Consider the following 26,259-nt stretch of genomic DNA (forward strand, 5'->3'; position numbering starts at 1 on the left):
GGTATTCGCCGCATGACGCTTTTGCATTTGCTCGCCCTATCCATTCGCCGATGACCAACGCTCTACCCACCGATATCACCTCGATCCTGCACCAGCTCAGCGAGCTTTTGCAGCGCGACGCCAATGAAGAAGCCGCCCAGTTCGCGATGCTGGCACGGCGGCAATTCCCGGTGGCGGCCGAACTGATCCGGCTGCACGGCATCGCCCTGCTGCGACTCGGGCGTCGGCGCGAAGCGCAGGTAGCCCTGAACCGCGCCGCGGAACTCGCCCCGGACAACATCGAGCTGCAATGCAATCTGGCCAGCCTGGCCATGGCCGAGGGCAAGGCCGATGCGGCGATCGGACGCCTGCATCAGGCGCTCGCCAAGGCACCCGGCCATCCGGCGTTACTGCAGGCGCTGGGGACGGCCTATATGTCCTTGCGGCAGCATGCGCAGGCCCGCGATGCTTTTGCGCTGGCTGTGCAGAACATGCCGCAGCATCCGATGATCCGGCTCAACCTTGCGGCGGTTGAAATGGAATTGGGACACCTGCAACAGGCCGAGGCGCAGGTTCGCCAGGTGCTGCAGCAAGCGCCCTCGACCGACGTGGCCCACGCGATGCTCGGCCACATGATGCACATCCAGCGCCGTCCGCAAGATGCCGCCTCGGCATGGCTGCAGGCAGGCAAGTTCGCGCCGGACAATGCACAGTACATGCTCCAGGCCGCCCTGATGCTGGAAGAGGCCGGCGACCTGGCCGGCTCTGACAACGCCCTGACCGAGGCGCTGGCTCGCAGCCCGGAGTCCGTCCCCTTGATGGCGCAGTTGCTGTTTGTGCGCCGTCGCCTGTGTCGCTGGCAAGGCATCGATGCCCTGAGCGAATCGGTCATGCTGGCCGCCGCGGACGGAAAGCCCGGCATCCATCCTTTCGCCTTTCTTGCCGAGGACGCCGACGCCGCACTCCAGCTGCGTTGCGCGCAGACCTATGCGGAAGGCATCGAACAGCAGGCGGCCGCGTTGCGGCATCAGCGCAATCTGCGGCACACCACGCCCTTGCCGGACAGCCCGATCCGCGTAGGCATGCTCGCCGATGGATTCCACGAAACCGCGGTCGGCCAGCACATCGTCGCGCTGATCGAAGCGCTTGCCGACAGCGATCTGGACGTCCACTTGTTTGCCACCACGCCGGACGACGGACGCGCGATCCGGCGCCGCCTTGCCGCGGCAGCCACCTTGCACGATGTCTCCGCCCTGCAGCGCCAGGAGCAGGCCGCCTTGATCCATGGCACCGCCATCGAGGTGCTGTTCGATCTCAATGGTTACCGCGGCCGGGGCAATGCCGAAGTGATGGCGCTACGCCCGGCGCCGATACAAGTCGGCTGGCTGGGATATACCGGCAGCTCCGGCGCACCGTGGATGGACTACCTGCTCACCGATGCCATCGCGCTTCCGGAAGCATTGCGCGCGCATATCAGCGAAAAAATCGTGCGCCTGCCGCGATGCCAGCAACCGAACGATCCCAGCCGCGTGCTGGCCACACCGCCATCGCGTGCCGCCTGCGGACTGCCGGAAAGCGGCACCGTATTCGCTTGCTTCAGCGAAACCCATGCGGTCAATCCGGCCGTATTCGCACGCTGCATGCTTGTGCTGCAGCAGGTGCCCGGCAGCGTGCTGTGGCTGCTCACCGGACCGGCCGACACCGATGAGCGTCTGCGCCAGGCCGCGAAGGCACTCGATATTGCGCCGGAGCGCCTGATATTCATGCCCCGCCTGCCCTACGCCGAATACCTGGCGTGCTACGCGCATGTCGACCTGTATCTGGATACGTTGCCCAGCAACGCGCGCGCCTGTGCCTCCGATGCACTGTGGGCGGGCTGTCCCGTGCTCACCCGCACCGGCGAAACCTTCGCTGGACGTACTGTGACCAGCCTGCTGCATCACCTTGGCCTGCCCGAGCTGATTACCGCCGACGGCGTTTCGTATATTGGCATGGCAACCGCCCTGGGCAACGATCCGCAAGCGCTGGCCACCCTGCGCCGCCATCTCGCGCAACAGCGCGAGCAGCATCCGCTTTTCGACATGCAAGGTTTCGCCGCCGATTTCCGGCGCGCAGTGCGCGCGATCAGCGCACGCTATCGCATTGGCCGGCCACCCGCCGACTTTGATGTTTAGCTTGCCCGCATCCGGAGGGCCGCACACGGGCACAGGTCACCCGCGTACCGTAACGCCTGCCGGCAACCTCGCTCGCATGCCAACCATGCATCCGCGATACGGGCTGCGACTATGAAATGAGAAAACCCTCTTCAATGTCACCGTCATAATCGCTGCGCATGACGGTATCGACCCGTGCGGACGGCGGCCCGAGCCGCAGCCATTGCTCCAATTGCTTCAATGCCTCAACGCTCCCGCTAGCGACTACTTCCACACGTCCGTCGGAAAGATTTCGCGCGCGACCGTGCAAACCGAATTTCAAGGCTTGCTGCCGCGTGCCGGCACGGAAGAACACCCCCTGCACCTTGCCACTCACCAGGAAACGCGCACAGCTCATGACGTCACTTTTCGATGGCGGCGCTCAGGGAGGCCGAAGTTACCGGCCCCATGAAATGCTTGGCGACCTTGCCGTCCGGCGCGATCAGCCAGGTAGTCGGCAAACCGAGCGGTTCGTCGAAATCTTTCAGCGGCTTTTCCATTGTGACCTGCGCCACCGGATAACCTACCGGATGCTTCGCCAGGAAGGCGCGAATGTCGGCGAGATCGGTGTCGTCATAAGCGATGCCGATGGCGCGCACATTCGGATGCGTAGCCACGAAATGAGCGATGTCCGGCAATTCCTTGATGCACGGTGCGCACCAGGTCGCCCAGAAATTCACGATCACCCAGTGCCCGCGCTGCGAAGCCAAATCATAGGGCTTGCCATCCAGCGTGGTCACCTTCAACGACGGTTGTGCCGGCATGGCAGCGTGGACCGGCGCCGCCAGCATGCATGCGGCCACCCACAGTGATGATGCGAACCACTTCATAGTTCCGATTCCTGCCTTAGTGAAGCGTGACCTGATGATGCAGGCGTAGCGCGAACAGGATAAACCCGGTCCAGCCGCGTGCCCAAGTTGGTATCCAGCGAATGCGCCAATCTGGCCAGCAAGGCCAGCAATTCCTCCGGCAAATGCATGCCGGACGCAGCCATCTGCTCGACCGGGTTCAACGGCAGCCGGTGACCACTGTGCCGGTAGACTTGCAGCAGATCGGTATTGTCCAGGCTGCGCGAGAGCATCCATCCACCCGACTCCTTGCGATGGATGAGCCCGGCGCGCGCCAGATCGTCGAAATAGATGGCAATCCAGGCGCTGGACAGGCGTGGCTCGGCTGCACGAATGGCCGCCGGATCGGCGCTGTGGCCGGCACGCTGCGCATCGGCAAAATGGCGCAACACCACCAGCAAGCCGATGAATTCCGAACCTTCCGGCAGGGCATCGGAAGGCGCCTGGTATTCGAAGGCGGAGACGGATGCCGCCACCGACGCGCACAGGATCACGATCACCCACGACAGGTAAATCCATAGCAGCAACAATGGAATGATCGCCAGCGCGCCATAGATCTGCTGGTAGTTCTGCGCATGCCGCACATAATGCGTAAAGCCCGCGCGCGCGATCTCGAACAATACCGCACCGAGCAAGGCGCCGATGGCCGTATGCTGCCGGTTGACGCGGCGATTGGGGACCGCGGTATACAGCAGCCACAGCGTGAAAAAAGTCACCACGAACGGCATCGCCTTCAGCAACTCCTGGCCGATGCCAAGCTGCTGGCCGGCATTGCGCAGCATGGGCACCGCCGTCACGTAGGAAGTAACCGCGATGCCGCCGACCACCAGGATCGGCCCCAGCGTCAGCGCCGCCCAATACAGCAGCAGGCGCGGACCCCACGGCCGATGATTGCGCACGTGCCAGATCCGATTGAGGCGATCCTCGATGCTGTTCATCATCGATACCGCACTGAACAGCATCACCAGGATGCTGATACCGGTGAGCTTGCGCGCATTATTGGAAAAATCGATGAGCGCGTTCTGCACGGTCTCGCCCGCGGCCGGCACGAAGTTGCTGAAGACGAAGTTGATCAGCGTATCGCGCGCCTCCTCGAACATCGGGAACGCGGCAAACATCGCCAGCACCGCCACGGTCAGCGGCACCAGCGAGACCAGCGTGGTGTAGGACAGCGCGCCGGCTGTCTCGAAACATTTGTCGTCGAGGAAACGCTGCCACAGGAAGCGGCTGAAGGTGAGCGTGCGGTCACGATCGAAACGCAGGTTCATGAGGCTGATGAACATCCCTGGTGTCGCCCGTACACTACCCCATTGACACTGAACCTCCCAAGCGAATGAGCGACATCCTGGTCCTGTACTACAGCCGCTACGGCCACACGGCCCAACTGGCCCGCCTGATCGCCCGCGGCGTGGAAGAAATTCCCGGCATGCGCGCGCGGCTGCGCCAGGTACCGCCGGTGGCGCCGGTGACCGAACTGGCCCAGCCGCCGGACCCCGAAGAAGGCGCGCCCTACGTGGTCCGGCACGACCTGCATGAATGCGCGGGACTTGCGCTGGGCAGCCCGACCCGCTTCGGCAATATGGCCGCGCCCCTGAAATTTTTCCTGGACAGCACCGGTGCCGAATGGGCCAGCGGCGCGCTGGTCGGCAAACCCGCGGCGGTATTCACGACCACCAGCACCATGCATGGGGGCCAGGAATCCACGCTGCTGAGCATGGCGCTGCCGTTGCTCCATCACGGCATGCTGCTGCTGGGCATCCCCTATACCGAACCGGCGCTCAGCAACACGCTGAGCGGTGGCACGCCCTACGGCGCCAGCCATGTCGCGGGAACCAAGGGCGAAAACAGCATCAGCGAGCACGAACGCGAACTGGCCCGCGCGCTGGGTCGGCGGCTGGCTGATACCGCGCGCAAATTGGCGGCGAACGCATGAATGCATCGCCTAGCACCACCCATCGCGTCGGCGTCGCCGCCTGGATTGCGTTGATTGCCTTGCAGTGCGCCTGGTATGCGTGGCTGTTTCCGCCCCGGCACGTGCCGATGTGGGCGGCGCTGGCCATCAGCGTGCTGCCGTTGCTGCTACCGTTCCTGGCCATCGGCAATGTGCGGCGCGCATTGCTGTGGGTAGGCATCCTCAGCCTGTTTTATTTCTGCCATGGCATTGCCGAAAGCTGGAGCTCGGCGCAGGAACGCTGGCCAGCGCTGATCGAAGTGCTGCTTACGCTGCTGTTGATCGGCGCGCTCGGCGCCGGCGTCAAGCGCAAGCCAAAGACCGGCGCCGCTTAACCGAACACCACCATGCTCTGGCGGCTCAGCGCAATCGGCTCGCCATGCGGCCCCCACAGCATCACCTGCTGGCTGGTGTAGCCATCCTGCGCCGCCTGCAACTGCGCATCGATGCGCCAGTTTGCCAAGGACAGGCCACGGCTGTCGCCGAACAGTTCCAGCATCCAGGTCAATGAACTGCCGGGAGCCGGCTGATCAAGCATGGATAGCGCCACGGGCGGAATGAAATCGGCAAAGGCGACCACCTGCGCTTCACTGGCCGTGCCATCGTCCTTGAGCGCCACTTCGACGACCTGGGACGTATTCTTGCTGCCGGTGAAGGGGATATCGCCCTGCAGCCAGCGCGCCTCGAAATGCTGGGTGAACTGAGGCAGCAGGCCTGGCGCATAGCGCAGCACATGCGGCTTGGCCGCAGCCTGCACGGCGGGCTGCGACGGCAATATCCGCAAACTCGATTCGCGTGCTGTGCCAAACACGCCCACGACCAGGCACACCGTAGCCTCGCCATCGAGCAGGCGCGCTTCCAATTGCGTCACGCTTTTGCCCTGGCGCAGCACCTTGGCGACCATACGCACCGTGCCGGCCGGGACCGGCGCGACAAACGCAACCTGCAGACTGCGCAGCGGCATATCAGCCGGCACCAGTCCACGCATCGCTTGCAAGGCCAACGCCGCCTGCAACCCGCCGAACGCGCTGCGGCCCTGCAGCCAGTCTTCGTTGATCAAGCCGATCCATGCCTCGCCGTCACGGCGAACACTGGCCAGCGCTTCGGAAAACCGCATGTTCCTGCCTCCCGCCTCGAAGCGGACATGCTAACGGATGCGCTCGACGCGGCGCAGCACGGATGCGTGACGATGGGTGCCTATACTCATGGCAACGGCTTGATCGAGGCGAACCCATGGGATTCCTGCAAGACGCTCCGCAATTGGCGCATCCGCATCGCAACGACCGGTTGTTGACTGCCCTGCTCGATCGCGTATTCCCCTCCAAGCATCGTGCCGCGCTGGACACTGATCTGGACGCATTGGGCGACTACGCGCAGATGGCATGGGAACGTAGCCACCGCACCACGCGCCGTAAACCGGTACTGACGCAATGGGATGCATGGGGCCGTCGGGTCGATCGCGTTGAACTGACCACGGCGTGGCTGGAAGGTCCGCAACTCACCACCCGCCACGCCATCCTCGCCGCCGGACATGAAAACCACGAGCATGCGCGACTGGATGAATTCGCGCGCGCCTACCTCTACCACGTTGCCAGCGAGTTCTACACCTGCCCGCTGGCGATGACCGATGGCGCCGCCACCGCGCTGAAAGCCTCGGGCAACCAGGCATTGATCGACCGCGCGCTGCCGCATTTCCTTAGCCGCGATGCAAACACGTTCTGGCTTTCCGGCCAATGGATGACCGAGAACGCCGGCGGCTCGGACGTTGGACATACCCAAACCATGGCGCGACAGGATGCCGACGGACAATGGCGTCTGTACGGCCGCAAATGGTTCAGCTCCGCCGTGGTCGGCGAAGCAGCCCTGGCCCTGGCCCGGCCTGAAGGCAGCGGCGAAGGCGCAACGTCGCTGGCGTTGTTTTATGTCGAAACCATGGACGGAGCGCAACGCAAGCCGCAACTGATCATCGATCGCTTGAAAGACAAGCTTGGCACGCACGAACTGCCCACTGCGGAAATCCACCTCGACGGCCTGCCCGCGTGGCCGTTGGGCGAACTCGCGCATGGCGTGCGGCAAGTCGCGCCGATGCTCAATGTCACTCGCACCTGGAACGCTATCGGCGCCGTCGCCAGCATGGCGCGCGCGATCAGCCTGGCGCGCGATTACGCTTCCCGGCGCCGGGTGTTTGGCCGTCCGCTGCTCGAGCAGCCGCTGCACGCGCAAACCCTGGCGGACATGCAGGCCGAATTCGAAGGCGCCTTTGCGCTCGCGTTCGAAGTGGCACACTTGCTCGGGCGTGTCGAACAGAATGCCGCCACGTTACAGGAGGCCGCCTCGCTGCGCCTGCTCACGCCGCTCGCCAAGCTATGGACCGGCAAGATGGCGGTGAGCCTGTGTTCGGAAGCATTGGAATGCTTCGGCGGCGCCGGTTACATCGAAGATACCGGCCTGCCCCAGCTGCTGCGCGATGCGCAGGTATATGCCATCTGGGAAGGCACTACCAATGTGCTTGCCCTGGATAGCTTGCGGGCCCTGGCCGGCAACAATAGCTTCGCCGCACTGCGCAGAGTAATCACCAGTTGGCTCGGCGATGCGCACAACGCGCACGCTTCGTTCGCGATCCATGCCGCACTGGACGCCGCCGCCACCCACATGGATGCGCAAACGATCGAGCGCAGCATGCTGGAGGCCGGCGCACGCGGCATTGCCATCACGCTTGCGCGCTGCGCGGCCGCGGCGCTGATGGCGCGCGCGGCGGCATGGTCGTCTTCGCGCGGCGATGAGCGACCGGCCGCGGCGCTGCGGCGGTTCCTCGGCCATGGACTGCTGCGTCTTTCCGACCTCAGCGGGGAAGACACACGGCTGTTACTGGAGTAGGCAGCCAAAAGGACGCCGCCAGCAGCGCTGGCCCACCGCCAAGCCGGGCGCCGCCATACATCAGCGCCTTCTTATCGGCGCCGTCATCGCGGCCCACTCTCCAGCCGGGTAAAATACCCATTCATCCCCGAGGCAACACGACCATGCAGCACCTGACCATCGTCACCACCGGCGGCACCATCGACAAGATCTACTTCGACGACAAGTCGGACTACAAGATCGGCGCGCCGCAGATCGGCGAAATCCTCGGCCAGCTCGGCGTGGCGTTCCAGTTCGACGTGATCCCGATCCTGCGCAAGGACAGCCTGCATATCAATGCGGAAGACCGGGCGCTGATCCGTTCCACCATCGACGCGCAGCCACACCGCCACGTGCTGGTGACGCACGGCACCGACACCATGGTCGAAACCGCCCGCGAACTCGCCGCGATCAAGAACAAAGTGATCGTGTTGACCGGCGCACTCAATCCCGCCCGCTTCCAAGGCTCCGATGCGGTGTTCAATATCGGTTGCGCGGTCGCCGCCGTCCAGACCTTGCCGGACGGTGTCTACATCGCCATGAACGGCCGCGTGTGGAATCCGGCCCAGGTGCGCAAGAACCGCGACGCGAATCGCTTCGAGGAAGTAGCGGGCGGTTGATTTATTCGGCCCCCTCCTTCTCTGAGCAAGAGGGAAGGAATCAGGTCACGGCCAGCTGCGATATTGTCGCGTCGGAGCCGGGTTCTGGAGCAGTGTATGGCGAGGGAGAAGCTCCCCCTCTCTCACCTCTTTCTCGAAGCCGGGGCGCTTGTTTAAAGCATCCCCGTCTCAAGCTTTGCCGCGTCCGACATCATTGAATGATTCCACGGCGGGTCGAATACCAGATCTACGTCCGCCTCGGTAACGGTAGGAATCAATTCCAGCTTGGTGCGCGCATCATCGATGAGTACGTCGCCCATGCCGCAGCCCGGCGCGGTCAGGGTCATCTTTACGTAAACCTTGCGCTGCTCGGGAGCCGTCGATTCCAGGCTCACGTCATAGACCAGGCCAAGCTCGACCACGTTGATCGGAATCTCCGGATCGAACACCGTGCGCAACTGCTGCCAGACCAGGTTTTCGACCTCGGCATCGCCCGCGTCGGCGGCCAGCTCCAGCGGCGGCGGCGGTTCCTTGCCGAGTGCGTCGGCATCGTTGCCGGCGATGCGGAACAGGTTGCCCTCCACATACACCGTGAAGCTGCCGCCCAAGGCCTGCGTGATGTATCCCGCCTGGCCGGCTGGCAGGGTCACGCTTTCGCCCTGCGGCACCATGACTGCACTGCAGTCCCGCGCCAGGGTGAAAGGTTCGCTGCTAAGACTGAAACCGCTCATGCCATCTCATCGATCATTGTGGAAAGCCGACCTGCGGCTAATCCGGCCTCCTATTATGCCGGCCAGTGGCAGGGCCTGTCTCACACAATCAGGCTGCCAGCACACGATCTCAAGGGATGGCCGGCAGAGAAATCGGGGCTGGTACGTTAAACTTGCCGTTTTGCCCGCCAGGAATTGCGTGACCGTGCTCCGATCCAGCTATCGCCCATCATGACCGTGCGCCAGATCCTCGGCGAAGGCTTTGCGTTGTTCTGCGCCGTAATGCTTGGCTTGGCGGCTGGCGCCGTCTGGTTGCTGCCGGTAGTGTTCCTGCGCCGCCCCCTGCCCTGGCTTGCGCTGCCCGCAGGATGGCTGCTTGCCCTGGCGATCCGGCAATGGGTGCACGGGCACCGCTGGAACGCCGCATTGCTGGCTGGGTTGGCGACACTGGTGGCGAATGCTTACGTCCGTGTCCTGACCGCAGCAACCGATATTTCGTCGATGACCGGTTATAGCCTGATCGATGCCATGCGCACCGCCGGATGGTCGATGCTGCTGGACTTGGCTCGCATCGGTTCCAGTGCGCTCGACGTGGCATGGGCCGTCGCCGGCGTCGTGGTTGCCGTGCTGGTGACCCTGCGCGCACCGCGCCGGCGTTCGCGGACAGCCCGCTAGCCGTCCAGCGTTTTCAATTCCGAAACCAGCTGCGCCGCCGCAGCCTGACCGTCGCCGTACAACATGCGCGCGTTGTCCGCATAGAACAGCGCATTCTCGATACCCGCGAAACCGGTGCCCTTGCCGCGCTTGACCACGATCACGTGCCTGGCATCGGCCACATCGAGAATCGGCATGCCATAGATCGGCGAAGCAGGGTCGGTCTTGGCGACCGGGTTGACCACGTCATTGGCGCCGATCACCAGCGCGACGTCGGTCACTGGAAATTCGGGATTGATGTCTTCCATATCGACAATGAGGTCATACGGCACGCCGGCCTCGGCCAGCAGCACGTTCATATGGCCAGGCATGCGCCCCGCTACCGGGTGGATCGCGAACTTGACCTTCACTCCGCGCGCGATCAGCAACTGCGCAAACTCCCACACCTTGTGCTGCGCCTGCGCCACCGCCATGCCGTAGCCGGGCACCACGACCACGCGCTCGGCATACGCCATCATCACCGCCGCATCGGCCGCCTCGATCGGCTTCTGGCTGCCGGCAATGGCTTGCGTGGCCGTCCCCGCGCCGGCCCCGAAACTGCCGAACAGCACATTGCCGATCGAGCGGTTCATCGCCTTGGCCATCAGCTGGGTCAGCAAGGTGCCGGCCGCGCCGACCACCATGCCGGCAATGATCATCGCTTCGTTGTGCAGCACATAGCCTTCGAACGCCACCGCCAGGCCGGTAAAGGCGTTGTAGAGCGAAATCACCACCGGCATGTCCGCGCCGCCGATCGGCAGGGTCATCAGTACGCCGAACAACAAGGCAAGCGCGAAAAAAACACCGATCAACGCCAGGGTCACATGCCCGGCGACCAGCATCGCGCCTATCGCCACGGCGCCTGCCAGCACCAACATATTCACCGCACGTTGCCCGGGAAAGACGAAACGCCGATCCAGCCAGCCCTGCAATTTGGCGAAAGCGATCAACGAACCGGAAAAACTTACCGAGCCGATCAAGGCGCCAAGCACGCCCAGCGCCAGTGCCACCGGGCTGAGCGGAACGATGGCGATCATTCCGTGCAAGGGCGACCAGCTTTCCGGCGTCAACGGATAGGTAGCCGGTGCGGCCACGCCACGCAGCACGGCGAAATCCTGCACATGACCGATCAGTTCGCAGGCTCCGATAGCGGCCGCGGCACCTCCGCCCATGCCGTTGTAAAGCGCCACCATCTGCGGCATGGCCGTCATGGCGACGCGGCGCCCGGTCCACCACGCCGCAGCCACGCCGATCAGCACCGCGGCGATGATCAGCTCCCGATGCGCCATATCGGGCAACAGCAAGGTGGCGACCACCGCCAGCACCATGCCCACGCCAGCCCAGACAATGCCGACCCGCGCGGTCCGCGGCGAGCTCATGCGCTTCAGGCCCAGGATGAACAGCAGGGCGGCCAGGAAATAGCAGGCATCGATCAGGGTCAACGGCCAGACCATCATTTGGGCGCTCCATCGCCCCGACCGGACCGGCTGGACTTGAACATTTCCAGCATCCGCTCGGTCACTACGTAGCCGCCGGCCGCATTGCCGGCACCCAGCAGCACGCCGATGAAGCCGATCGCCATTTCGAAGGAAGTGCGCGCGTGACCTAGCGCAATCATGGCCCCAACCAGCACAATGCCGTGTATGAAGTTGGAACCGGACATCAACGGTGTATGCAGGATCACCGGCACTCGCGCGATGATTTCGTAACCCGTAAACGCGGCCAGCATGAAGATGTAGAGCGCCAGGAACCCGTCGAGCATGTGTTTCCCCCGCCAATCTGTCGTATTCGACCCATCATACGGTGTGCGGGGCGCCTCGATCCATTTGGCCTCGGCGGTCGCTCGCCGTAGCGACAGTCCAGCTGGTATCGGGTCAACCCACGCCGGCTTTGCGCGTTTTTGACGAGAGTCGACCAGATGGAGCCCCGGGATGCCCGTCCAGACGATTCGGAGCACAGCGCCATGAACAGCGTCTCTGCGGTGTTTGAGTCGGAACTTATCGTGCAGGACGGCCGTGCCGTACCCACCACGCTGGATGCGTTCCTGGCCAGCATGGAGCGCCGGGCGTTCCGCATGGCCGAAATGCACCTGGGCAACCGGGAAGATGCGCTGGATGCCGTGCAGGACGCCATGCTCCGCCTGGTCAAGCATTACCGTGGCAAGCCTGCGCAAGAGTGGACGCCGCTGTTCTGGGGCATCCTGCGCCGGCGCATCGTGGACCTGCAGCGACGGCGCAAAGTGCGCTCGATCGTGGTCGGCTGGCTCGGCGGCGGCCGCGACGAAGATGGCGACGAACTCCCGGTATGGGAACCCGCCGACAACGGTCCCGATCCACTGGAGAAATTGCACGGCGAGCAGTCCTACGCAGACATGGCCGCGGCCGTGAAAAAGCTTCCGCAGCGTCAACGCGAAGCCTTCATGTTGCGGGTGCTGGAAGGGCTGGACGTAGCCGAAACGGCCCAGGTGATGGGATGTTCGGAAGGCAGCGTGAAAACTCATCTCTCGCGGGCGATGCAACACCTGCGCGAGGCACTGGAGGAGTGGCGATGAACTCGTCCGACAAATCATTCGAAAAGCGCGCGCGCGCGCGCTACCAGGAAGCGGCCCACAACCTCGATCCGGTCATCGCCGGACGCCTGCGCGCCGCGCGCCGTACCGCCTTGCAGGCTGCCGCGCCGCAAGCCGTGCGGCACGCTCACCGTCGGGCACGCTTGCTGTTGCCGGTGGGAGCGCTTGCCGCCATCGCCCTGGCTGCGCTAATGATCTGGCAGCCGGCCCCGCGCCCGCAGAACGCGGCCAACAACCCACAGGCCTCGGCCACAGTGGAGCAAGATAACGAATACCTGCCGCCCGGTGCCGAGAAGGCCGATCCAGGCCTGTACCAGAACCTCGATTTCTACAGCTGGCTCGCTGCCAGTGACAGCAGCCAGACCAAACATTGATTCATGTCCCGACGATTCCCCCCGCCCTCGCTGTTTATCCTGCTGCTCGGTCTGATGATCGCGGGTCCGTCGTATGCGCAAGACACTTCCCCGTCCCACCCGTGGAGCACGCTCAGCCCGGCCCAGCAGCAGTTGCTCCAACCGTTGCAATCGCAATGGGATACGCTGCCGCCCAAGCGGCAAGAGCATATGCTCGAGCGCACGCAGGAATGGATGAAGCTGCCGCCGCAGCGCCAGCAGGAAATCCGCGAACACATTGCGCGCTGGCAACAGATGACCCCCGAGCAACGCCAGCAGGCCCGCGAGAACCAACACTTGTACGACACCCTGCCGCCCTCCAAGCAGCAGGAGCTGCACGATGCGTTCAAACGCTTCCAGCAGTTGCCTCCCGAGCAACGTGATGCGTTGCGCCGCCAGTGGCAGGAACAAACGCCTGAGCAGAAGCAACAGTGGCTGCAACACCTTGGACCAGGGTCCGCGCTGCCCGGGCGGCATGCCTTCGGCATGCCAGGCCGCTAGCGCAGGTGGCGTTCGGGCTATACGCCCGCCAGTAGTTCACCGTTCCGCGCCACGCAGCTTTTGGCAACCAGTTCGTCGTTGAAATCCGGCTGCAATGCGCCGTCGCGAACCAGCAACTCGGCAAAATTGTAGATATTGCGGGCATACATCTCCGATGCATGCAGTGGCGCGCCCGCGGCCAGGTTGAGCGGGCCCAGAATCACCACGCCAGCATGCTCCACCCGCTCGCCAGGGCGCGTCAGTTCACAATTGCCGCCGCTCTCGGCAGCGAGATCGACCACCAGCGCGCCGGGCTTCATGCCCTGCACCATCGCCGCGGTGAGAATCTTTGGCGCAGCGCGGCCGGGCACGGCCGCTGTGGTGACTACTACGTCCAATACTTTCAAATGCTCAGCCAGGGCTTGCTGCTGGGCGGCGCGCTCTTCCACCGTAAGTTCGCGCGCGTAGCCGCCGCTGCCGGCCGCGCTGACGCCCACGTCCAGAAATTTCGCGCCAAGTGACTCGACCTGTTCGCGCGTTTCTGGGCGGACGTCATAGCCTTCGATCTGCGCACCGAGTCGTCGCGCCGTCGCGATCGCCTGCAGACCTGCCACGCCAGCCCCAATGACCAGCACGCGCGAAGGCCGGATGGTGCCCGCCGCCGTGGTCAGCATAGGAAAGAATTTCGGTGCATTTTCAGCAGCGATCAGCATGGCCCGATAGCCGGCCACAGCCGCCTGCGAACTGAGCACGTCCATGGCTTGCGCGCGCGTGGTGCGCGGAAGCAGTTCCAGCGAAAACGCGGTCAATTTCCGTTGCGCAAGCACTTCCATCCGCGCGCCGGCCCCATGCGGACGCAGTTGCCCGATCACCGTGCCGCCTTCGCGCAAGCGTCCAAAAACGTCATCATCAGGCGGCAGCACGCAGGCCAGCAGATCCGTTTCGGCCAGCACCTGGTCCGCTGTGGCAAACGCGACGTCCGCGTAGCTGCCATCAGGGAAACCCGCCGCCGTGCCCGCATCGTGTTCCAGCAATACGCGCAAACCCTTGCTTCGGAATTTCTTCGCCACTTCCGGTGTGATGGCCACACGCCGCTCGCCAACGGCGGTTTCACGCAATGCGGACACGGTGATCGACATCGGCCATCCCCTGCGGAGTAGTCGCCGCATCTTAGAGCCTGTCCGCCATCTCTGCGTAGCCCGGCATTACGAGCCATGCGTTCGGGTTAGACTGGCCGGCCCGAGCCGGGACAGCGAGGAGCACCGATGTCCGAGCAGATGGTCAGCAGCAGCCTGTTGGAGCTTGCCCGCAATGCGCGAGAATCAGCCTACGCGCCCTACTCCCGATTCCATGTCGGCGCGGCAGTACAGAGCAAGGATGGCCGCCAGTTTCCAGGTTGCAATGTAGAGAACGCGGCCTACGGCTTGTGCAATTGCGCGGAACGCACGGCCTTGTTCAGTGCCATCGCCGCCGGCTGCAGGCCCGGCGATTTCAGCGCCATCGCCGTGATCGCCGATACGCCCGAACCGGTAACGCCATGTGGCTCCTGCCGCCAGGCGCTGGCCGAGCTGTGTGGCCCGGACACGCCCGTGCTGCTCGCCAATGTAGCCGGTGCCACACGGCAGACGACCGTGGCAGCCCTGCTGCCGGACGGCTTTCAATTGGCCCCGCGCTGATCGGAAGGCTTATCGACGGCCGTCCGCGTGAACACGAACGGCTGCAACCACCATCATGACCGGCCCAAGCAGCCGGAAGTTGTACGATAAACGTTTTTGCAGGACGGCTATCCATGTCCGACGCCCTTTCACTGCTGCAGCAACGCCATTCCGCACCTTCGCGCCAGCTGGGCGAACCCGCTCCCGATCCGGCAACCCTGCGTACCTTGCTTGAAGCGGCCATCCGCGTGCCCGATCACGGCAAGCTCGTTCCCTTCAGGCTGATCACGCTGCGCGGCGCGGCAAAGCTGAAGTTCGGCGCGCAGCTGGCCGAACGCGCCATCCGCCGCCATCCGGAACTGCCCGAATCCAAGCGCGAGAAAGAACGCCGGCGCTACACCTTCGCGCCGCTGGTGGTGGCGGTGATCGCCCGGCTGGACCACGACAGCGGCGTTCCGGAGATCGAGCAGAAGCTTTGCGCCGGTAACGTGGCCTATAACATCCTGCTTGGCGCCTACGCGCTGGGCTTCGGCGCGCAGTGGCTTACCGGTTGGGCCGCCTACGATCCGGAAGTAGCTACCTTGCTGGGCCTGGCGGCAAACGAATGCGTGATCGGCTTCGTGCACCTCGGCACGCCGCAAACCGACATTCCCGATCGCGATCGCCCTGCACTGGGCGACGTGCTCAGCGAATGGCAGGGCTAATCACGGTGTCTACCCTGCCGACCGCACACCTGATCGATGGCAGCCTGTACGTGTTCCGTGCCTGGCATTCGATGCCGGATGAATTCCACGATATCGACGGCCACCCGGTCAATGCAGTGCACGGCTTCACCCGTTTCCTGTGCGAGCTATTGGAACGCGAGCGTCCCTCGCACCTGGCGGTAGCGTTCGACGCCTCGCTTACCACGTCGTTCCGCAATGCCATCTACCCGGCGTACAAAGCCAATCGCGAATTGCCGCCACCCGATCTGGAACGGCAATTCGTGCTGTGCCGGGCGATCACCGAAGCACTCGGCATCCGCGTGCTGATCGATCATAGCTACGAAGCGGACGACCTGATCGGCAGCACCCTGTGGGGCTTGCGTGCGCATGGCTTTCGCAGCGTGATCGTTTCAGCCGACAAGGATTTCGGCCAGTTGCTCGGCGAACAGGATGAGCAATGGGATTTTGCGCGCAACCTGCGCTGGGGACCGGCGGGCGTATTCGAGCGATTGGGCGTGCATCCGGCACAAGTGGCGGATTTCCTCGCCCTATGCGGCGATGCGGTCGACAATATTCCCGGCGTGCCCGGCATCGGCGCAAAAACCGCCGCCGCGTTGCTGGTCCATTTCGGCAGCCTGGATGAATTGCTGGATCGGGTTGACGAAGTGCCGTTCCTGCGCATCCGCGGCGCCGCCAGTTGCGCGGCCCGCTTGCGCGAACATGCCGAATCGGCACGGCTCTACCGCCGCCTGACGCGCATCGCACTGGATGCACCGATCGAGAGCGGCCATGAGCTGCTCCAGCGGCGACGCGGCATGGACACGCTCGAATCCCTCTGCGAACAGCTGCGTTTCGGTCCGTTGACACGCAGCCGCTTGCGCGCGCTGCATAGTGCCGCCACCTGAGTTCCTTCGAGACCATCCCATGAATCATCCGGACCGCATGCCCGACGATGCCCACGCCGCCCCCGAAATGCTTTACCAGGGCCGCTGGCTCAGCCTGAAACGCCGTGGCCGCTGGGAGTACGCCGAGCGCAACAATCCTGGCGGCGCGGTGATCATTCTCGCGGTCACCCCTGAAGACAAGGTGCTGTTCGTGCAGCAGTATCGCGTAGCGATCCAGCAGTTCACCATCGAGATGCCGGCAGGGCTGGTCGGCGACCTGGCCGGCCAGCAGGAAGAAAGCGCGCTGCTCGCCGCACAGCGCGAACTGGAAGAGGAAACCGGCTATCGCTGCGCCAGCGTAACGTTCGTGCACGAAGGCCCGTCATCGTCCGGCATGAGCAGCGAGATCATCGCTTTCGTGCGCGCGCACGAGTTGGTCAAGGCAGGCGATGGCGGTGGCGACGAGAGCGAAAACATCGTCGTGCACGAGGTGCCGCGCCACGAGGCGGGTGCGTGGCTGCTGGCACGTGCGGCGGAAGGTTATTCGATCGACCCGAAACTGTTTGCGGGACTGTGGTTCATCGAACACGCCAAGGATTTCGGCTGACCGCAACGCTGCGCGTCAGTGGACGCTCAGCGCGCGCACGCGCCATGCTGTCAGCGCCGCGCCGGCCAGCGCCAGCACGAACCAGCCTGCCGCAAGCGACCCGTCGTTCCCCAGCCATAGCACCGCATCGATGGCGCCAACCAGCAATAGGGCAATGGCCGGCGCCAGGATGAAATCGACGCGCCGGTGATGCCAGGTCGACAGCAAGGCCGCACCGAGCGTCGCCAGCAACAACGCGAACAGGCGCCGCAACCACGGATGCTCGGGCGGAAGCGGCAGATCGGAGTAAATATCGGCCAGCGGTACATCGCCCAGCTGCACCGCGAAACCGATGCCGTCCGCCGCGTCGTTGGCCGGGACGAGCCTATTGCCGTCGACCTTCGCCACGACCGTGACCGTCTGCGCCGGCACGGCCTCCCAGCTCACGCGCAAATCGCCAAGCTGCGGATGGGACGGCACCGCGCTGGTGACGAGACTGTCCTGGTAGAGGCTGAAACTGGCGGCAAGATTGCTCGGCAGGCTGCGCAGATCCGGCGAGATCGGCTGGCTGCCGGGCAGCGCATGCACCAATGCCGGAGCCAGTACGAAGTCGCTCAGGCGCACGAGGCCGGCATCGAATTGCGCGCCCTGCAGCGGAAACTTGCTGGGATTGGCGTGGCCTTCGGGATGCTGGAAATGGCTCGAATCGACCGGATGGTCTTCCCAGTCGAGTTCGTATGACGCCGGACCGCCGTAGCGGAGTTCGTGCCATTGGAACATCTGCACGTGGCGGATCAGCACCGGCTGGCTGGTCTGCTGGCTGAACTGTTCGTCGAGCGGCGCTTCCACGACCTGCAAGGGCCCGACCACGCGCACCATATAGCCCTGCTCGCCAGCATCGGGGCGACCGTTGCCGCCCAGGTCCAGCACGTCGCCACCGTGCCGCCAGATCTGCATGCGATAGTCGATCTGCCCTTTTTCAGCGACGGCGGCCACGCCTACGCCGATAAGCAGCACCAGCGCGCCGAGGGCGGGCCATAGCAACTCGCGGATGGAGAGAGGTGGCTTCCGCTCGCCGCTCATCGAACCTCCGGGGTGGACTTGGAAACTAGACTGTGCCGCGCAATTCGGGCTGCTCGTCGGCCGTACCATAGCGCCCACGCTCATCGCGTGTCACGCGCGCCATCGCGCAAGCGTGGTCGTGGGTGAAGAACAAGCGCACATTGCGCGCGAGTTTGTCGTCCAGGAAAGCACGCTTTTCTTCGATCAACGTCTCAGGAAAACGGTCGTAACCCATGGTGATGGGCAGGTGCACCCAGTGCCGGCCGGGAATCAGGTCGGCGCAAAAAACCACGCCCGCGCATTCCGCCAGCATCAGGCCGGGCGTATGGCCGTCCGAAAAATGGAAGCGCACTGCCTGTCCGAGCGTCTGCGAGTATTCCCCGGCGACCAGTTCCAGCCGCCCGCTTTCCATCAACAGCGATTGCAGCTCCGGAATGAACGACGCACGATCGCGCGGATGCGGCTGCCTGGCGCGCTGCCAGTGATTCGCACCCACCAGGAACTGCGCATGCGGAAACAGCAATTGCGCTGCGCGCCCTTCTTCCCAGGCAGCGAGCAGGCCGCCGGCATGATCGAAATGCAGGTGCGAGAGCACCACGACGTCGATGTCTTCATGCGATACACCGGCAGCGGCGAGCGAATCCAGCAATACATGGCGGTCTTCCACTACGCCATAGCGTTCGCGCAGCGCCGGCTCGAAGAACGCGCCGATGCCGGTTTCGAACAATACGTTACGACCTTCGAGATCCTTCACCAGCAGACAGCGGCAGGCCAGCGGAATGCGGTTGAGTTCGTCCGGTGCAATCCAGCGCGACCACAACGCCTTTGGCGCATTACCGAACATCGCGCCGCCGTCGAGTTGCTGCGAGTTACCGTTGATCGACCACAGTTGCATGGGTACGCCTATAGCAAAGAAGAGCGCCAACGGGAGTGAAGGCCGGAAGCATATCGCAATCCATTCGGCCTTCCCCTCCGCTGCGCTCCCATCCGACCTGCGCCGCCGAGCGCGTGGCTACTGCACCTTGCCCAGACCATCCGGCCGACGTGGATCGCTCGCCGCGTCCAGCTTGTTGCTGCGGCGATCCCAGATCACCACGTTCATGAAGCCCCACGGCTCGCGTTCCTTCAGCGTATAGCCCATGCGGGTGAGCGCCTGGCTGGTCTTGGGGTCGAACGCGCCTGGTTCCACCGAAACCACATCGGGCTGATACTGATGGTGAAAACGTTTCTTCGCCGCTACTTGATGCGCATCGCCGCCATCGATGAAGGCAAGGATGCCTTCCAGCACCTGCGTGATGATGGTGGAACCGCCCGGCGAACCGATGACGGCAGTGCGATCGGGCCCGATGACGATACTCGGCGACATCGAGGACAACATGCGCTTGCCCGGTTCGGGGGCGTTCGCCTTGCTGCCCAGCAGTCCGTAGACATTCGGCTTGTTGGGCACCAGTGCGAAGTCGTCCATTTCGTCATTGAGCAGAACGCCCGTGCCTTGCGCGACGAAGGTGGAACCCAGGATGTAGTTCACGGTGGAAGTGATCGCCACCATGTTGCCATCGGCATCGATGATCGAGAAATGCGTGGTATGCATGCCTGGATCCTGGCCGTTGGACGGCGCCAGCATCGACGACGGCGTGGCCTTGTCCGGCAGGATCGTCTGGCGCAAGCCGTCCGCGTAATAAGGGGACAGCAGCATATCCAGCGGCATCTTTACGAAATCCGGATCGCCCAGGTAATCGTTGTGATCGCGGAAAGCGCGGCGCATGGCTTCGATTACCAAATGCACGCGATGCGCCTGGTCCAAATGGTCGAGGTCGAAACCGGAAAGAATATTGAGGATTTCCGCGATCGCCACGCCGCCCGACGACGGCGGCGGCGCGGTGATGATCTTGTAGCCGCGATAATCGACAGTGATCGGCAGGCGTTCTTTCACGCGGTAGGAAGCCAGGTCTTGCAAGCTCCAGTTACCGCCTGCGGCACGCACGGCATCGACCAACTTCTGTGCGGTCTCGCCGCTGTAGAAACCGGAATCGCCGTACTGCGCGAGCAACGCCAGCGTGCGCGCCTGTTCGGGATCGCGCCAGAGTTCGCCCGCCGCCGGCGGCTTGCCTCCCGGCAGGAAGATGGCGGCAGAGGCTGGCCAGCGTTCCAGGTTCTTTTGCTCATCCTGGATGGCGCCAAGCAGGCGCACATCCGGCTTGAAGCCATCCCGCGCAGTGCGAATGGCCGGCGCCAGCGATACGGCCAGCGGCAACTTGCCATAGTGCCTGGCGATCCACACCAGGCCGGCCGGCTCGCCAGGGATGCCCGCCGACAACGGACCCTTCAGCGCGGTATCGCGATTGGGGGTGCCATCGGGATTGAGATAATCCTTGGGATTGACGGCGGCTGGCGCAGCCTCGCGCGCGTCGATGAACACATTGCGGTTGTCCGCAGCAAGATGCATGGTCGCCATGAAACCGCCGCCGATACCCGAGCTTTCCGGTTCCACCACCGACAAGGTGGACGCCACCGCGACGGCCGCATCGAATGCATTGCCGCCCTTGGCCAGCACCTCGAACCCGGCTTCAGTCGCCAGGGCATTGGCGCTGGCAATGCCGGCGTGGCCTGGACGCTGCGCAAGCGGTGCCGCGGACGTGGATGATGCCGGACGAACGGCGGCGAATGCCCCGCTCGTCCCCAATACAAAACCGATCAGCAACACGTGCCAGCGCAACGCAAGCTTCATCCCTTGGACTCCATCAGATGGGTGTATTTACCTTCGAGCTGCTCGCGCGTCTCGGCATGTGCGGGATCGACGATGATGCATTCCACCGGACACACGACCACACACTGCGGCTCGTCGTGATGACCGACGCATTCGGTGCACAGGGCGGGGTCGATGATGTAGTACTCCTCGCCAAGCGAAATCGCCTGGTTGGGGCAAACAGGTTCGCAGACGTCGCAATTGACGCAGGTATCGAGGATCTTCAGGGACATGCCGGGCTAGTCTACACGGCCGGCGCTCATCGCGCGGAGCAACAACGGGCATGGCGGGGACCGGGAACGAGCGGGCAAACGCTGGCGCGCTCACCCTCGCCCCGGCCCTTGGCCGTGCTTACATCTGGACGAAGCGGATCGTTGCGTTGGTCGGCTTCAATACATCGTCCACGCGCTGCTGATCGGCCTTGTCGCCGATGAACAACACGATCACGCCCTTGAACGAGCCCGGCTTGGCATCCTTGAAGGCGGTGGTGACCAGGTCGGCGGTCTTGCCGGAATCCGGGCCGCCGAAGACCAGCATATTGCCGGGCAGGACGCCACGGGCGACCGTATCCTGCACATTGCTCAGCTGGCGGTCGCGGGCGTCCTTGACATCGTCGCTGTCGCCGGCCGGCACCATGTAGGCATATGGCTGCGGCGCGGACATGCCCTGCATGTTCTGCTGCACGATCTGGCCGAGGTAGGCACCCCAGGCCTTGCTATCGTTCGGATCGGTCGGCTTGGTGACCTGAGCCTGCTTGGCCTGTTGCTGGCCATCGCCCTGCTGGTCCTTGTTGCACGCGGACAGGGCGAGGCAGCCGGTCAACGCCAGGGCGGTGGCGACGAGAGTGAATTTACGCATAGTTGTCCCCTTCGATTTCGGGTTGCTTTTTGTGCCAGCGCTGCCGCATGGCCTGTTGGACCGCAGGATGCACGAAACCGGAGATATCGCCGCCGAGGCGCCCGATCTCGCGTACCAGCGAGGAAGAAATGAAGCTGTACTGCTCGGCCGGCGTCAAGAATAGCGTTTCGGCCCGGGGAATGAGATGGCGATTCATGCTCGCCAGCTGGAATTCGTATTCGAAATCCGACACCGCACGCAGGCCGCGGATGATTACGCCGGCGCCGATCTCGCTGACGAACTGCGCCAGCAGACAATCGAAGCCGCGCACCTCCACGTTCTTCAGGTCCGCCAGCGCGAGCCGTGCCAGCGAAATGCGCTCCTGCATGGTAAAACCGGGACCCTTGCCCTTGTTGGGACTTTCAGCCACGGCGACCACGATACGCTCGAACAAGGGTGCCGCGCGCGCGACGAGATCCGCGTGGCCATTGGTGATCGGATCGAAAGTGCCCGGATAGACGGCAAGGCGGGTATTGACCGGCTGCTGGTTCACGAAAACGGATTCGCGGTAGAAAGCCGTAGCTTAATGGAAGCATTTACATACGGCGATAGAGTGCAAAGCGCAGCTCGCCGGCATGGCCTTCGCGATGCAGTGTCCAATTGGGCGGTAACGCAGGCGCGACCTCGCGCGGCGATTCCACATAGATCCAGGCGGAAGCGGCCAACCAGCCATCCTGCTCCAGCCGCTGCGCCAGCGTGGCCCACAACTGCGCGGCGAACGGCGGATCGAGGAAGGCCAGATCGTAGGGCTGAGCCTTGCCTTGCAAGAAACGCACGGCGTCGGTTCCCGCCACCTCGCCGCCGGCTTTCAACCGGGCAAGGTTGTCACGTAGCACAGCCGCCGCCCTGGCATCCGGCTCCACGAACTGCACCGTTGCCGCACCGCGCGACAACGCCTCGATGCCCAAGGCGCCAGTGCCCGCGCACAGGTCCAGCGCGCGCGCGCCGGCGATGGTCGGGGCCAGCCAGTTGAACAGCGTCTCGCGTACCCGCTCGGGAGTAGGCCGCAAACCCGGAAGGTCGGGCACGTTCAGCCGTGAATTGCGCAAATGGCCGCCGATAATGCGGATTCGCCCGGGCGCGGTCTTCATGCGCCCGCGCCCTCAGCGGGCAGTACGGGAGTGGGTGTTAGCATGTAGGCATTGTCTTCGAATCATGTCCCCCATGCTCAAGTTCTGGAAGAAAAAGCCCACCGATGACGGTGTCGGGGATGCGCAGGAAACGGCAGATCAGGCCCCCGCGGCCGCCCCGGCACCTGCGCCGCTCGATATTACTGATGCTCCCGTGGCTGATGCTCCCTTGGCCGATATCCCTGTCGTCGCAGCCGAAACAGCGATCACGCCGCCGGCCAGGCGCGGCTGGCGCGAACGGCTTTCCGGCAGCACCTTTGCCCGTGGCCTCAGCTCGCTGTTCTCCCGCCATCCCAAGCTGGACGACAGCCTGCTGGACGAACTGGAAACCACGCTGATCACCGCCGACGTGGGCATCGAAGCCAGTACCTCCCTGGTGGAAAACCTGCGCAAGCGCATGCACAAGCGGGAATTCGCCGACGCCGGCGTACTGTTGCAGGCGCTGCGCCAGGAACTGGTCGCCCTGCTCAAGCCGGTGCAAAAGCCGCTGGAAATCAGCGGCCACAAACCGTTCGTGGTGCTGACGGTCGGCATCAACGGCGTTGGCAAGACCACCACCATCGGCAAACTCGCGCGCCGGTGGCGCGACGAAAACCACCAGGTGCTGCTGGCCGCCGGCGATACCTTCCGTGCTGCCGCCGTCGAGCAGCTCAAGACCTGGGGCGAGCGCAACCAGGTGCCGGTGATTTCGCAAGGCCAGGACGCCGACTCCGCCAGCGTGATCTTCGATGCCCTGCAAGCCGCGCGTTCGCGCCAGGCCGATATATTGATTGCCGATACCGCCGGCCGCCTGCACACGCAAGGCGGCTTGATGGATGAACTGGGCAAGATCGCGCGCGTACTCAAGAAGCTGGATGCCAATGCGCCGCACGAAGTGCTGATGGTGATCGACGGCACCACCGGCCAGAACGCGATCAGCCAGGTACGCCAGTTCCGCCAGGTCGTGGGCGTGACCGGGCTGGTGGTTACCAAGCTCGACGGTACGGCCAAAGGCGGCGTGGTGTTCGCGCTGGCGCGCGAGTTCGGCTTGCCAATCCGCTTCGTCGGCCTGGGCGAGACCGCTACCGACCTGCGCGTGTTCGAAGCCCAAGCCTACGTCGACGGCCTGCTTCCCGCCGATTTCTCGCACCCGGAATGATCCTGGCCCGCCCGCTGCGACTGCTGTTGATCGTCTGCGCGAGCGTGCTCTGCGGCATCGTGCTTACCGTGGTGATCGCCCTGTATTTACTGCTGCAGCCGGATCGCTTTACCGTCATGCTGCAGGAACAGGCCAATGACGCGGGCCTGCAGTTGACGCTGTCCAGCCCGGCAAGCCCTACCTTGTTTCCACGCCCGGCCCTGCAATTGATGGGCATTACGCTGACCGCGCGCGATACCGGCACGGGCACTTCGCCCAACCTGCCGATCCTGCTGGCCGCCAACGGCAAACTGGTGTTGCCTTGGCGCACGCTGTTCGGCGGACCGATGATGATTTCGCGCATGCAGATCAATTCCCCCCGCGTGGACCTGGACGCCCTGCAAGCGTGGTTGATGAGCCTGCCGCCACAGTCGGCCAATGTGCCGGAACAGATCCCGCGTATCGCTACCGGCGTGCGCATCCGCAATGGCAGTGTGGTGGAAAACAACAGCGAATGGCTGAGCGATGTTTCGCTCGATACCGGCCGGCTGGCGCCCGCGAAGGTTTTCTGGGTGAACCTTTCGGCCAAGGAAACCGACGGCACGCCGCTGCAATTGCAGATATCCAGCATGCCGAGCATCGCCAATGGCGCGCTGCGCCTGGACCGCATCAACGTGCATGCCTCCGATAGCAGCGCTACTGCCTTGCATCTCACCGGGCAGGCACGCTGGATGGGAGCCGCCAACGCTTCGCTGCAACTGCGCGGCAAGTTCTACCTGGCCGAGCAAGGCAACTATGATGCTGCCGTGTTGCTTAGGCCGGCCGGCGAAAGCACGCCTTTGCTGCTGCACCTGATCTTGCTCGGCAAGGACAACCACGTCGACCTGCAATTGCCACCCTTGGCGCTGGCGAAGTGGTGGAACCAGTTGGCCAATCCGCAAGGCCCACATTTGTCCGCGCCACCCGGCAGTGGGCAAGTGGATATGGCGACACTCGATATCGGCAAGGTCCACGTCGAAGGGCTGAGTGTGCAAACCGGTGACGCCGTGCCGGCCAGTGCCGGAAGCGCCACCGCTCCCGCCAAACCTATCGTGCCGCCGCAGTGACTGCGTTCGCCTGCGCCTTGCTCGAATGGTTCGACCGCCATGGTCGCCACGACCTGCCCTGGCAGCATCCGCGCGACGCCTACCGGGTGTGGCTGTCGGAAATCATGCTGCAGCAGACGCAGGTTGCTACCGTCGTCCCCTACTTCCAGCGCTTCGTCACGCGCCTGCCCACGCTAAGCGAGCTTGCCGCCGCCGACGAAGACACCGTACTGGCGCTATGGTCGGGACTTGGCTACTACCGGCGCGCGCGGTTCCTGCATCGCGCCGCGCAGCTTTGCGTGGAACAGCATGCCGGCGAACTGCCACGCGACTTCGACGCGCTCGCCGCATTGCCGGGCATTGGCCGCTCCACCGCGGGCGCGATTCTCGCCCAGGCCCATGGGCTGCGCTTTCCCATCCTCGACGGCAACGTAAAGCGCGTGCTGACACGCTATCACGGCATCGTTGGTCATCCAGGCGAACGGGAGGTAGAAAAACGGCTGTGGCAACACGCCGATGCACACACGCCCGCCGAGCGCATCGCCGACTACACGCAAGCGATCATGGACCTCGGCGCAACGGTATGCGTGCGCACACGCCCGCTATGCGGCGTCTGCCCCCTGCGCGAAGGATGCGTCGCCCATCGCGACCACCTCACGACGCAGTTGCCCACGCCCAAGCCGAGCAAAGCCATCCCCACGCGCAGCACCATGATGCTGATCCTGCGCGACGAAAACGGCCGAGTGATGTTGCAAAGACGTGGCGCACAAGGCGTATGGTCGGGACTGTGGAGCCTGCCCGAAGCCGAAGACAGCGACAGCGCATGGCGCGAAGCACAACGTCGCGCACGGATCGACGACGCACAAGCGCTTACTCCATTCATGCACGTCTTCAGCCATTACCGCCTGCACATCCAGCCATTATTGTTTGACGGCGCCGCACCCGCGCTTGCCATCGCCGATAATGGCGACCTGCGCTGGTGCGCCATTGCGGACCTGCCAGCGCTCGGCCTGCCCGCGCCGGTGCGCACGCTGCTGATGGCGCTGCCGGAACCAGCCGAACCGTAACCCATCACGCCAAGAGAC

31 protein-coding genes are annotated in these 26,259 nt (G+C 64.2%); 16 read left to right on the forward strand and 15 right to left on the reverse strand.

Annotated features, from left to right (window positions below; genetic code table 11):
- Positions 1–50: 50 nt before the first annotated feature.
- Positions 51–2,153: an O-linked N-acetylglucosamine transferase, SPINDLY family protein gene (locus tag ISP15_RS13195; protein WP_404547996.1), complete on the forward strand. Its 2,103-nt coding sequence runs from the start codon at positions 51–53 to the stop codon at positions 2,151–2,153.
- Between the two features lie 109 nt (positions 2,154–2,262).
- Here ISP15_RS13195 and ISP15_RS13200 read toward each other — a convergent pair whose 3' ends face one another.
- From ISP15_RS13200 to ISP15_RS13210, 3 genes are read right to left on the reverse strand one after another with little or no spacing between them, the layout of a single operon-like run.
- Positions 2,263–2,529 (reverse strand): acylphosphatase, encoded by a 267-nt coding sequence (locus tag ISP15_RS13200; RefSeq protein WP_404547997.1) that lies wholly within the window; start codon positions 2,527–2,529, stop codon positions 2,263–2,265.
- A gap of 4 nt (positions 2,530–2,533) precedes the next feature.
- Positions 2,534–3,001, reverse strand: coding sequence for a TlpA family protein disulfide reductase (locus tag ISP15_RS13205; RefSeq protein WP_404547998.1), 468 nt, complete (start codon positions 2,999–3,001; stop codon positions 2,534–2,536).
- Entirely contained in the window at positions 2,998–4,287 is a 1,290-nt protein-coding gene (locus tag ISP15_RS13210; protein ID WP_404548345.1) for a YihY family inner membrane protein, read from the reverse strand. The genes ISP15_RS13205 and ISP15_RS13210 overlap by 4 nt, the downstream gene beginning before the upstream one ends.
- A gap of 65 nt (positions 4,288–4,352) precedes the next feature.
- Between ISP15_RS13210 and wrbA the strand changes: the two genes are divergently transcribed.
- Together wrbA and ISP15_RS13220 are read left to right on the forward strand one after the other, a co-directional pair.
- Positions 4,353–4,952 carry an NAD(P)H:quinone oxidoreductase gene (gene wrbA, locus ISP15_RS13215; protein WP_404547999.1) on the forward strand — a complete coding sequence of 200 codons (600 nt, stop codon included), beginning with the start codon at positions 4,353–4,355 and terminating at the stop codon, positions 4,950–4,952.
- Positions 4,949–5,305 (forward strand): DUF2069 domain-containing protein, encoded by a 357-nt coding sequence (locus ISP15_RS13220; protein ID WP_404548001.1) that lies wholly within the window; start codon positions 4,949–4,951, stop codon positions 5,303–5,305. The genes wrbA and ISP15_RS13220 overlap by 4 nt, the downstream gene beginning before the upstream one ends.
- Here the strand turns inward: ISP15_RS13220 and ISP15_RS13225 are convergent.
- Positions 5,302–6,087 carry an acyl-CoA thioesterase gene (locus ISP15_RS13225; RefSeq protein ID WP_404548002.1) on the reverse strand — a complete coding sequence of 262 codons (786 nt, stop codon included), beginning with the start codon at positions 6,085–6,087 and terminating at the stop codon, positions 5,302–5,304. The two genes, ISP15_RS13220 and ISP15_RS13225, sit on opposite strands and share 4 nt — an antisense overlap.
- 116 nt (positions 6,088–6,203) lie before the next feature.
- Here ISP15_RS13225 and ISP15_RS13230 point away from each other — a divergent pair, with 116 nt between their 5' ends.
- Both ISP15_RS13230 and ISP15_RS13235 read left to right on the forward strand, forming a co-directional pair.
- Positions 6,204–7,847, forward strand: coding sequence for an acyl-CoA dehydrogenase family protein (locus tag ISP15_RS13230; RefSeq protein ID WP_404548004.1), 1,644 nt, complete (start codon positions 6,204–6,206; stop codon positions 7,845–7,847).
- A gap of 143 nt (positions 7,848–7,990) precedes the next feature.
- Positions 7,991–8,485, forward strand: coding sequence for an asparaginase domain-containing protein (locus ISP15_RS13235; RefSeq protein WP_404548005.1), 495 nt, complete (start codon positions 7,991–7,993; stop codon positions 8,483–8,485).
- Between the two features lie 152 nt (positions 8,486–8,637).
- On the opposite strand, the gene sufT is transcribed toward ISP15_RS13235, so the two are convergent.
- Entirely contained in the window at positions 8,638–9,195 is a 558-nt protein-coding gene (gene sufT / locus ISP15_RS13240; protein WP_404548006.1) for a putative Fe-S cluster assembly protein SufT, read from the reverse strand.
- Between the two features lie 210 nt (positions 9,196–9,405).
- Between sufT and ISP15_RS13245 the strand changes: the two genes are divergently transcribed.
- A complete protein-coding gene (locus ISP15_RS13245) occupies positions 9,406–9,849 on the forward strand; it encodes a hypothetical protein (RefSeq protein ID WP_404548007.1) in 444 nt (147 codons plus the stop codon).
- Here the strand turns inward: ISP15_RS13245 and ISP15_RS13250 are convergent.
- On the reverse strand, positions 9,846–11,321 hold the full coding sequence (locus tag ISP15_RS13250) for an NAD(P)(+) transhydrogenase (Re/Si-specific) subunit beta (RefSeq protein ID WP_404548346.1): 1,476 nt from the start codon (positions 11,319–11,321) through the stop codon (positions 9,846–9,848). The genes ISP15_RS13245 and ISP15_RS13250 overlap by 4 nt on opposite strands.
- On the reverse strand, positions 11,321–11,629 hold the full coding sequence (locus tag ISP15_RS13255; RefSeq protein ID WP_404548008.1) for an NAD(P) transhydrogenase subunit alpha: 309 nt from the start codon (positions 11,627–11,629) through the stop codon (positions 11,321–11,323). Before ISP15_RS13255 ends, ISP15_RS13250 begins: the two co-directional genes overlap by 1 nt.
- A 201-nt stretch (positions 11,630–11,830) precedes the next feature.
- On the opposite strand from ISP15_RS13255, the gene ISP15_RS13260 reads away from it, so the two are divergent.
- The 3 genes from ISP15_RS13260 to ISP15_RS13270 are packed head-to-tail and all read left to right on the forward strand — an operon-like array spanning position 11,831 to position 13,329.
- Positions 11,831–12,418, forward strand: coding sequence for an RNA polymerase sigma factor (locus ISP15_RS13260; protein ID WP_404548010.1), 588 nt, complete (start codon positions 11,831–11,833; stop codon positions 12,416–12,418).
- Positions 12,415–12,810, forward strand: a complete 396-nt coding sequence (locus ISP15_RS13265; protein WP_404548012.1) for a hypothetical protein — start codon at positions 12,415–12,417, stop codon at positions 12,808–12,810. The genes ISP15_RS13260 and ISP15_RS13265 overlap by 4 nt, the downstream gene beginning before the upstream one ends.
- 3 nt (positions 12,811–12,813) lie before the next feature.
- Positions 12,814–13,329, forward strand: a complete 516-nt coding sequence (locus tag ISP15_RS13270; RefSeq protein WP_404548013.1) for a DUF3106 domain-containing protein — start codon at positions 12,814–12,816, stop codon at positions 13,327–13,329.
- A 17-nt stretch (positions 13,330–13,346) separates the two neighbouring features.
- Here ISP15_RS13270 and ISP15_RS13275 read toward each other — a convergent pair whose 3' ends face one another.
- Entirely contained in the window at positions 13,347–14,447 is a 1,101-nt protein-coding gene (locus ISP15_RS13275) for an NAD(P) transhydrogenase subunit alpha (protein ID WP_404548015.1), read from the reverse strand.
- A gap of 126 nt (positions 14,448–14,573) precedes the next feature.
- On the opposite strand from ISP15_RS13275, the gene cdd reads away from it, so the two are divergent.
- The 4 genes from cdd to ISP15_RS13295 all read left to right on the forward strand — a co-directional run bounded on the left by cdd (position 14,574) and on the right by ISP15_RS13295 (position 17,158).
- Positions 14,574–14,984, forward strand: a complete 411-nt coding sequence (gene cdd, locus ISP15_RS13280; protein ID WP_449757820.1) for a cytidine deaminase — start codon at positions 14,574–14,576, stop codon at positions 14,982–14,984.
- A gap of 113 nt (positions 14,985–15,097) precedes the next feature.
- A complete protein-coding gene (locus tag ISP15_RS13285) occupies positions 15,098–15,667 on the forward strand; it encodes a nitroreductase family protein (protein ID WP_404548016.1) in 570 nt (189 codons plus the stop codon).
- Between the two features lie 5 nt (positions 15,668–15,672).
- Complete coding sequence (locus tag ISP15_RS13290) at positions 15,673–16,572, forward strand: 5'-3' exonuclease (RefSeq protein ID WP_404548017.1); 900 nt, start codon at positions 15,673–15,675, stop codon at positions 16,570–16,572.
- A gap of 19 nt (positions 16,573–16,591) precedes the next feature.
- Complete coding sequence (locus ISP15_RS13295; RefSeq protein WP_404548018.1) at positions 16,592–17,158, forward strand: NUDIX hydrolase; 567 nt, start codon at positions 16,592–16,594, stop codon at positions 17,156–17,158.
- Positions 17,159–17,173: 15 nt separating this feature from the next.
- On the opposite strand, the gene ISP15_RS13300 is transcribed toward ISP15_RS13295, so the two are convergent.
- The 7 genes from ISP15_RS13300 to rsmD all read right to left on the reverse strand — a co-directional run bounded on the left by ISP15_RS13300 (position 17,174) and on the right by rsmD (position 22,933).
- Positions 17,174–18,220 carry a TMEM43 family protein gene (locus ISP15_RS13300; protein ID WP_404548020.1) on the reverse strand — a complete coding sequence of 349 codons (1,047 nt, stop codon included), beginning with the start codon at positions 18,218–18,220 and terminating at the stop codon, positions 17,174–17,176.
- Between the two features lie 25 nt (positions 18,221–18,245).
- The gene (locus tag ISP15_RS13305; RefSeq protein WP_404548021.1) at positions 18,246–19,094 is read right to left on the reverse strand and encodes an MBL fold metallo-hydrolase; all 849 of its coding nucleotides are present in this window, start codon (positions 19,092–19,094) and stop codon (positions 18,246–18,248) included.
- A 117-nt stretch (positions 19,095–19,211) separates the two neighbouring features.
- Complete coding sequence (ggt, locus tag ISP15_RS13310; RefSeq protein ID WP_404548023.1) at positions 19,212–20,927, reverse strand: gamma-glutamyltransferase; 1,716 nt, start codon at positions 20,925–20,927, stop codon at positions 19,212–19,214.
- Entirely contained in the window at positions 20,924–21,178 is a 255-nt protein-coding gene (locus ISP15_RS13315; RefSeq protein WP_404548024.1) for a YfhL family 4Fe-4S dicluster ferredoxin, read from the reverse strand. The genes ggt and ISP15_RS13315 overlap by 4 nt, the downstream gene beginning before the upstream one ends.
- Positions 21,179–21,296: 118 nt before the next feature.
- A complete protein-coding gene (locus ISP15_RS13320) occupies positions 21,297–21,803 on the reverse strand; it encodes a hypothetical protein (RefSeq protein WP_404548025.1) in 507 nt (168 codons plus the stop codon).
- Entirely contained in the window at positions 21,796–22,335 is a 540-nt protein-coding gene (gene coaD, locus ISP15_RS13325; RefSeq protein ID WP_404548026.1) for a pantetheine-phosphate adenylyltransferase, read from the reverse strand. Before coaD ends, ISP15_RS13320 begins: the two co-directional genes overlap by 8 nt.
- Positions 22,336–22,378: 43 nt before the next feature.
- Positions 22,379–22,933 carry a 16S rRNA (guanine(966)-N(2))-methyltransferase RsmD gene (gene rsmD / locus ISP15_RS13330; RefSeq protein WP_404548027.1) on the reverse strand — a complete coding sequence of 185 codons (555 nt, stop codon included), beginning with the start codon at positions 22,931–22,933 and terminating at the stop codon, positions 22,379–22,381.
- A gap of 73 nt (positions 22,934–23,006) precedes the next feature.
- On the opposite strand from rsmD, the gene ftsY reads away from it, so the two are divergent.
- The 3 genes from ftsY to mutY are packed head-to-tail and all read left to right on the forward strand — an operon-like array spanning position 23,007 to position 26,241.
- The gene (ftsY, locus tag ISP15_RS13335) at positions 23,007–24,110 is read left to right on the forward strand and encodes a signal recognition particle-docking protein FtsY (RefSeq protein ID WP_404548028.1); all 1,104 of its coding nucleotides are present in this window, start codon (positions 23,007–23,009) and stop codon (positions 24,108–24,110) included.
- Positions 24,107–25,195, forward strand: coding sequence for an AsmA family protein (locus tag ISP15_RS13340; protein ID WP_404548029.1), 1,089 nt, complete (start codon positions 24,107–24,109; stop codon positions 25,193–25,195). The genes ftsY and ISP15_RS13340 overlap by 4 nt, the downstream gene beginning before the upstream one ends.
- A complete protein-coding gene (gene mutY / locus ISP15_RS13345; RefSeq protein WP_404548030.1) occupies positions 25,192–26,241 on the forward strand; it encodes an A/G-specific adenine glycosylase in 1,050 nt (349 codons plus the stop codon). Before ISP15_RS13340 ends, mutY begins: the two co-directional genes overlap by 4 nt.
- Positions 26,242–26,259: the final 18 nt, after the last annotated feature.

The organism is Dyella jejuensis, from assembly GCF_044904675.1.
GTDB classification, from domain to species: domain Bacteria; phylum Pseudomonadota; class Gammaproteobacteria; order Xanthomonadales; family Rhodanobacteraceae; genus Dyella_B; species Dyella_B jejuensis.

Coding starts and splice junctions, on each gene's coding strand:
- ISP15_RS13195 (WP_404547996.1), top strand. CDS start 51: ATGACCAACGCTCTACCCACCGATATCACCTCGATCCTGCACCAGCTC.
- ISP15_RS13200 (WP_404547997.1), bottom strand. CDS start 2,529: ATGAGCTGTGCGCGTTTCCTGGTGAGTGGCAAGGTGCAGGGGGTGTTC.
- ISP15_RS13205 (WP_404547998.1), bottom strand. CDS start 3,001: ATGAAGTGGTTCGCATCATCACTGTGGGTGGCCGCATGCATGCTGGCG.
- ISP15_RS13210 (WP_404548345.1), bottom strand. CDS start 4,287: ATGAACCTGCGTTTCGATCGTGACCGCACGCTCACCTTCAGCCGCTTC.
- wrbA (WP_404547999.1), top strand. CDS start 4,353: ATGAGCGACATCCTGGTCCTGTACTACAGCCGCTACGGCCACACGGCC.
- ISP15_RS13220 (WP_404548001.1), top strand. CDS start 4,949: ATGAATGCATCGCCTAGCACCACCCATCGCGTCGGCGTCGCCGCCTGG.
- ISP15_RS13225 (WP_404548002.1), bottom strand. CDS start 6,087: ATGCGGTTTTCCGAAGCGCTGGCCAGTGTTCGCCGTGACGGCGAGGCA.
- ISP15_RS13230 (WP_404548004.1), top strand. CDS start 6,204: ATGGGATTCCTGCAAGACGCTCCGCAATTGGCGCATCCGCATCGCAAC.
- ISP15_RS13235 (WP_404548005.1), top strand. CDS start 7,991: ATGCAGCACCTGACCATCGTCACCACCGGCGGCACCATCGACAAGATC.
- sufT (WP_404548006.1), bottom strand. CDS start 9,195: ATGAGCGGTTTCAGTCTTAGCAGCGAACCTTTCACCCTGGCGCGGGAC.
- ISP15_RS13245 (WP_404548007.1), top strand. CDS start 9,406: ATGACCGTGCGCCAGATCCTCGGCGAAGGCTTTGCGTTGTTCTGCGCC.
- ISP15_RS13250 (WP_404548346.1), bottom strand. CDS start 11,321: ATGGTCTGGCCGTTGACCCTGATCGATGCCTGCTATTTCCTGGCCGCC.
- ISP15_RS13255 (WP_404548008.1), bottom strand. CDS start 11,629: ATGCTCGACGGGTTCCTGGCGCTCTACATCTTCATGCTGGCCGCGTTT.
- ISP15_RS13260 (WP_404548010.1), top strand. CDS start 11,831: ATGAACAGCGTCTCTGCGGTGTTTGAGTCGGAACTTATCGTGCAGGAC.
- ISP15_RS13265 (WP_404548012.1), top strand. CDS start 12,415: ATGAACTCGTCCGACAAATCATTCGAAAAGCGCGCGCGCGCGCGCTAC.
- ISP15_RS13270 (WP_404548013.1), top strand. CDS start 12,814: ATGTCCCGACGATTCCCCCCGCCCTCGCTGTTTATCCTGCTGCTCGGT.
- ISP15_RS13275 (WP_404548015.1), bottom strand. CDS start 14,447: ATGTCGATCACCGTGTCCGCATTGCGTGAAACCGCCGTTGGCGAGCGG.
- cdd (WP_449757820.1), top strand. CDS start 14,574: ATGTCCGAGCAGATGGTCAGCAGCAGCCTGTTGGAGCTTGCCCGCAAT.
- ISP15_RS13285 (WP_404548016.1), top strand. CDS start 15,098: ATGTCCGACGCCCTTTCACTGCTGCAGCAACGCCATTCCGCACCTTCG.
- ISP15_RS13295 (WP_404548018.1), top strand. CDS start 16,592: ATGAATCATCCGGACCGCATGCCCGACGATGCCCACGCCGCCCCCGAA.
- ISP15_RS13300 (WP_404548020.1), bottom strand. CDS start 18,220: ATGAGCGGCGAGCGGAAGCCACCTCTCTCCATCCGCGAGTTGCTATGG.
- ISP15_RS13305 (WP_404548021.1), bottom strand. CDS start 19,094: ATGCAACTGTGGTCGATCAACGGTAACTCGCAGCAACTCGACGGCGGC.
- ggt (WP_404548023.1), bottom strand. CDS start 20,927: ATGAAGCTTGCGTTGCGCTGGCACGTGTTGCTGATCGGTTTTGTATTG.
- ISP15_RS13315 (WP_404548024.1), bottom strand. CDS start 21,178: ATGTCCCTGAAGATCCTCGATACCTGCGTCAATTGCGACGTCTGCGAA.
- ISP15_RS13320 (WP_404548025.1), bottom strand. CDS start 21,803: ATGCGTAAATTCACTCTCGTCGCCACCGCCCTGGCGTTGACCGGCTGC.
- rsmD (WP_404548027.1), bottom strand. CDS start 22,933: ATGAAGACCGCGCCCGGGCGAATCCGCATTATCGGCGGCCATTTGCGC.
- ftsY (WP_404548028.1), top strand. CDS start 23,007: ATGCTCAAGTTCTGGAAGAAAAAGCCCACCGATGACGGTGTCGGGGAT.
- ISP15_RS13340 (WP_404548029.1), top strand. CDS start 24,107: ATGATCCTGGCCCGCCCGCTGCGACTGCTGTTGATCGTCTGCGCGAGC.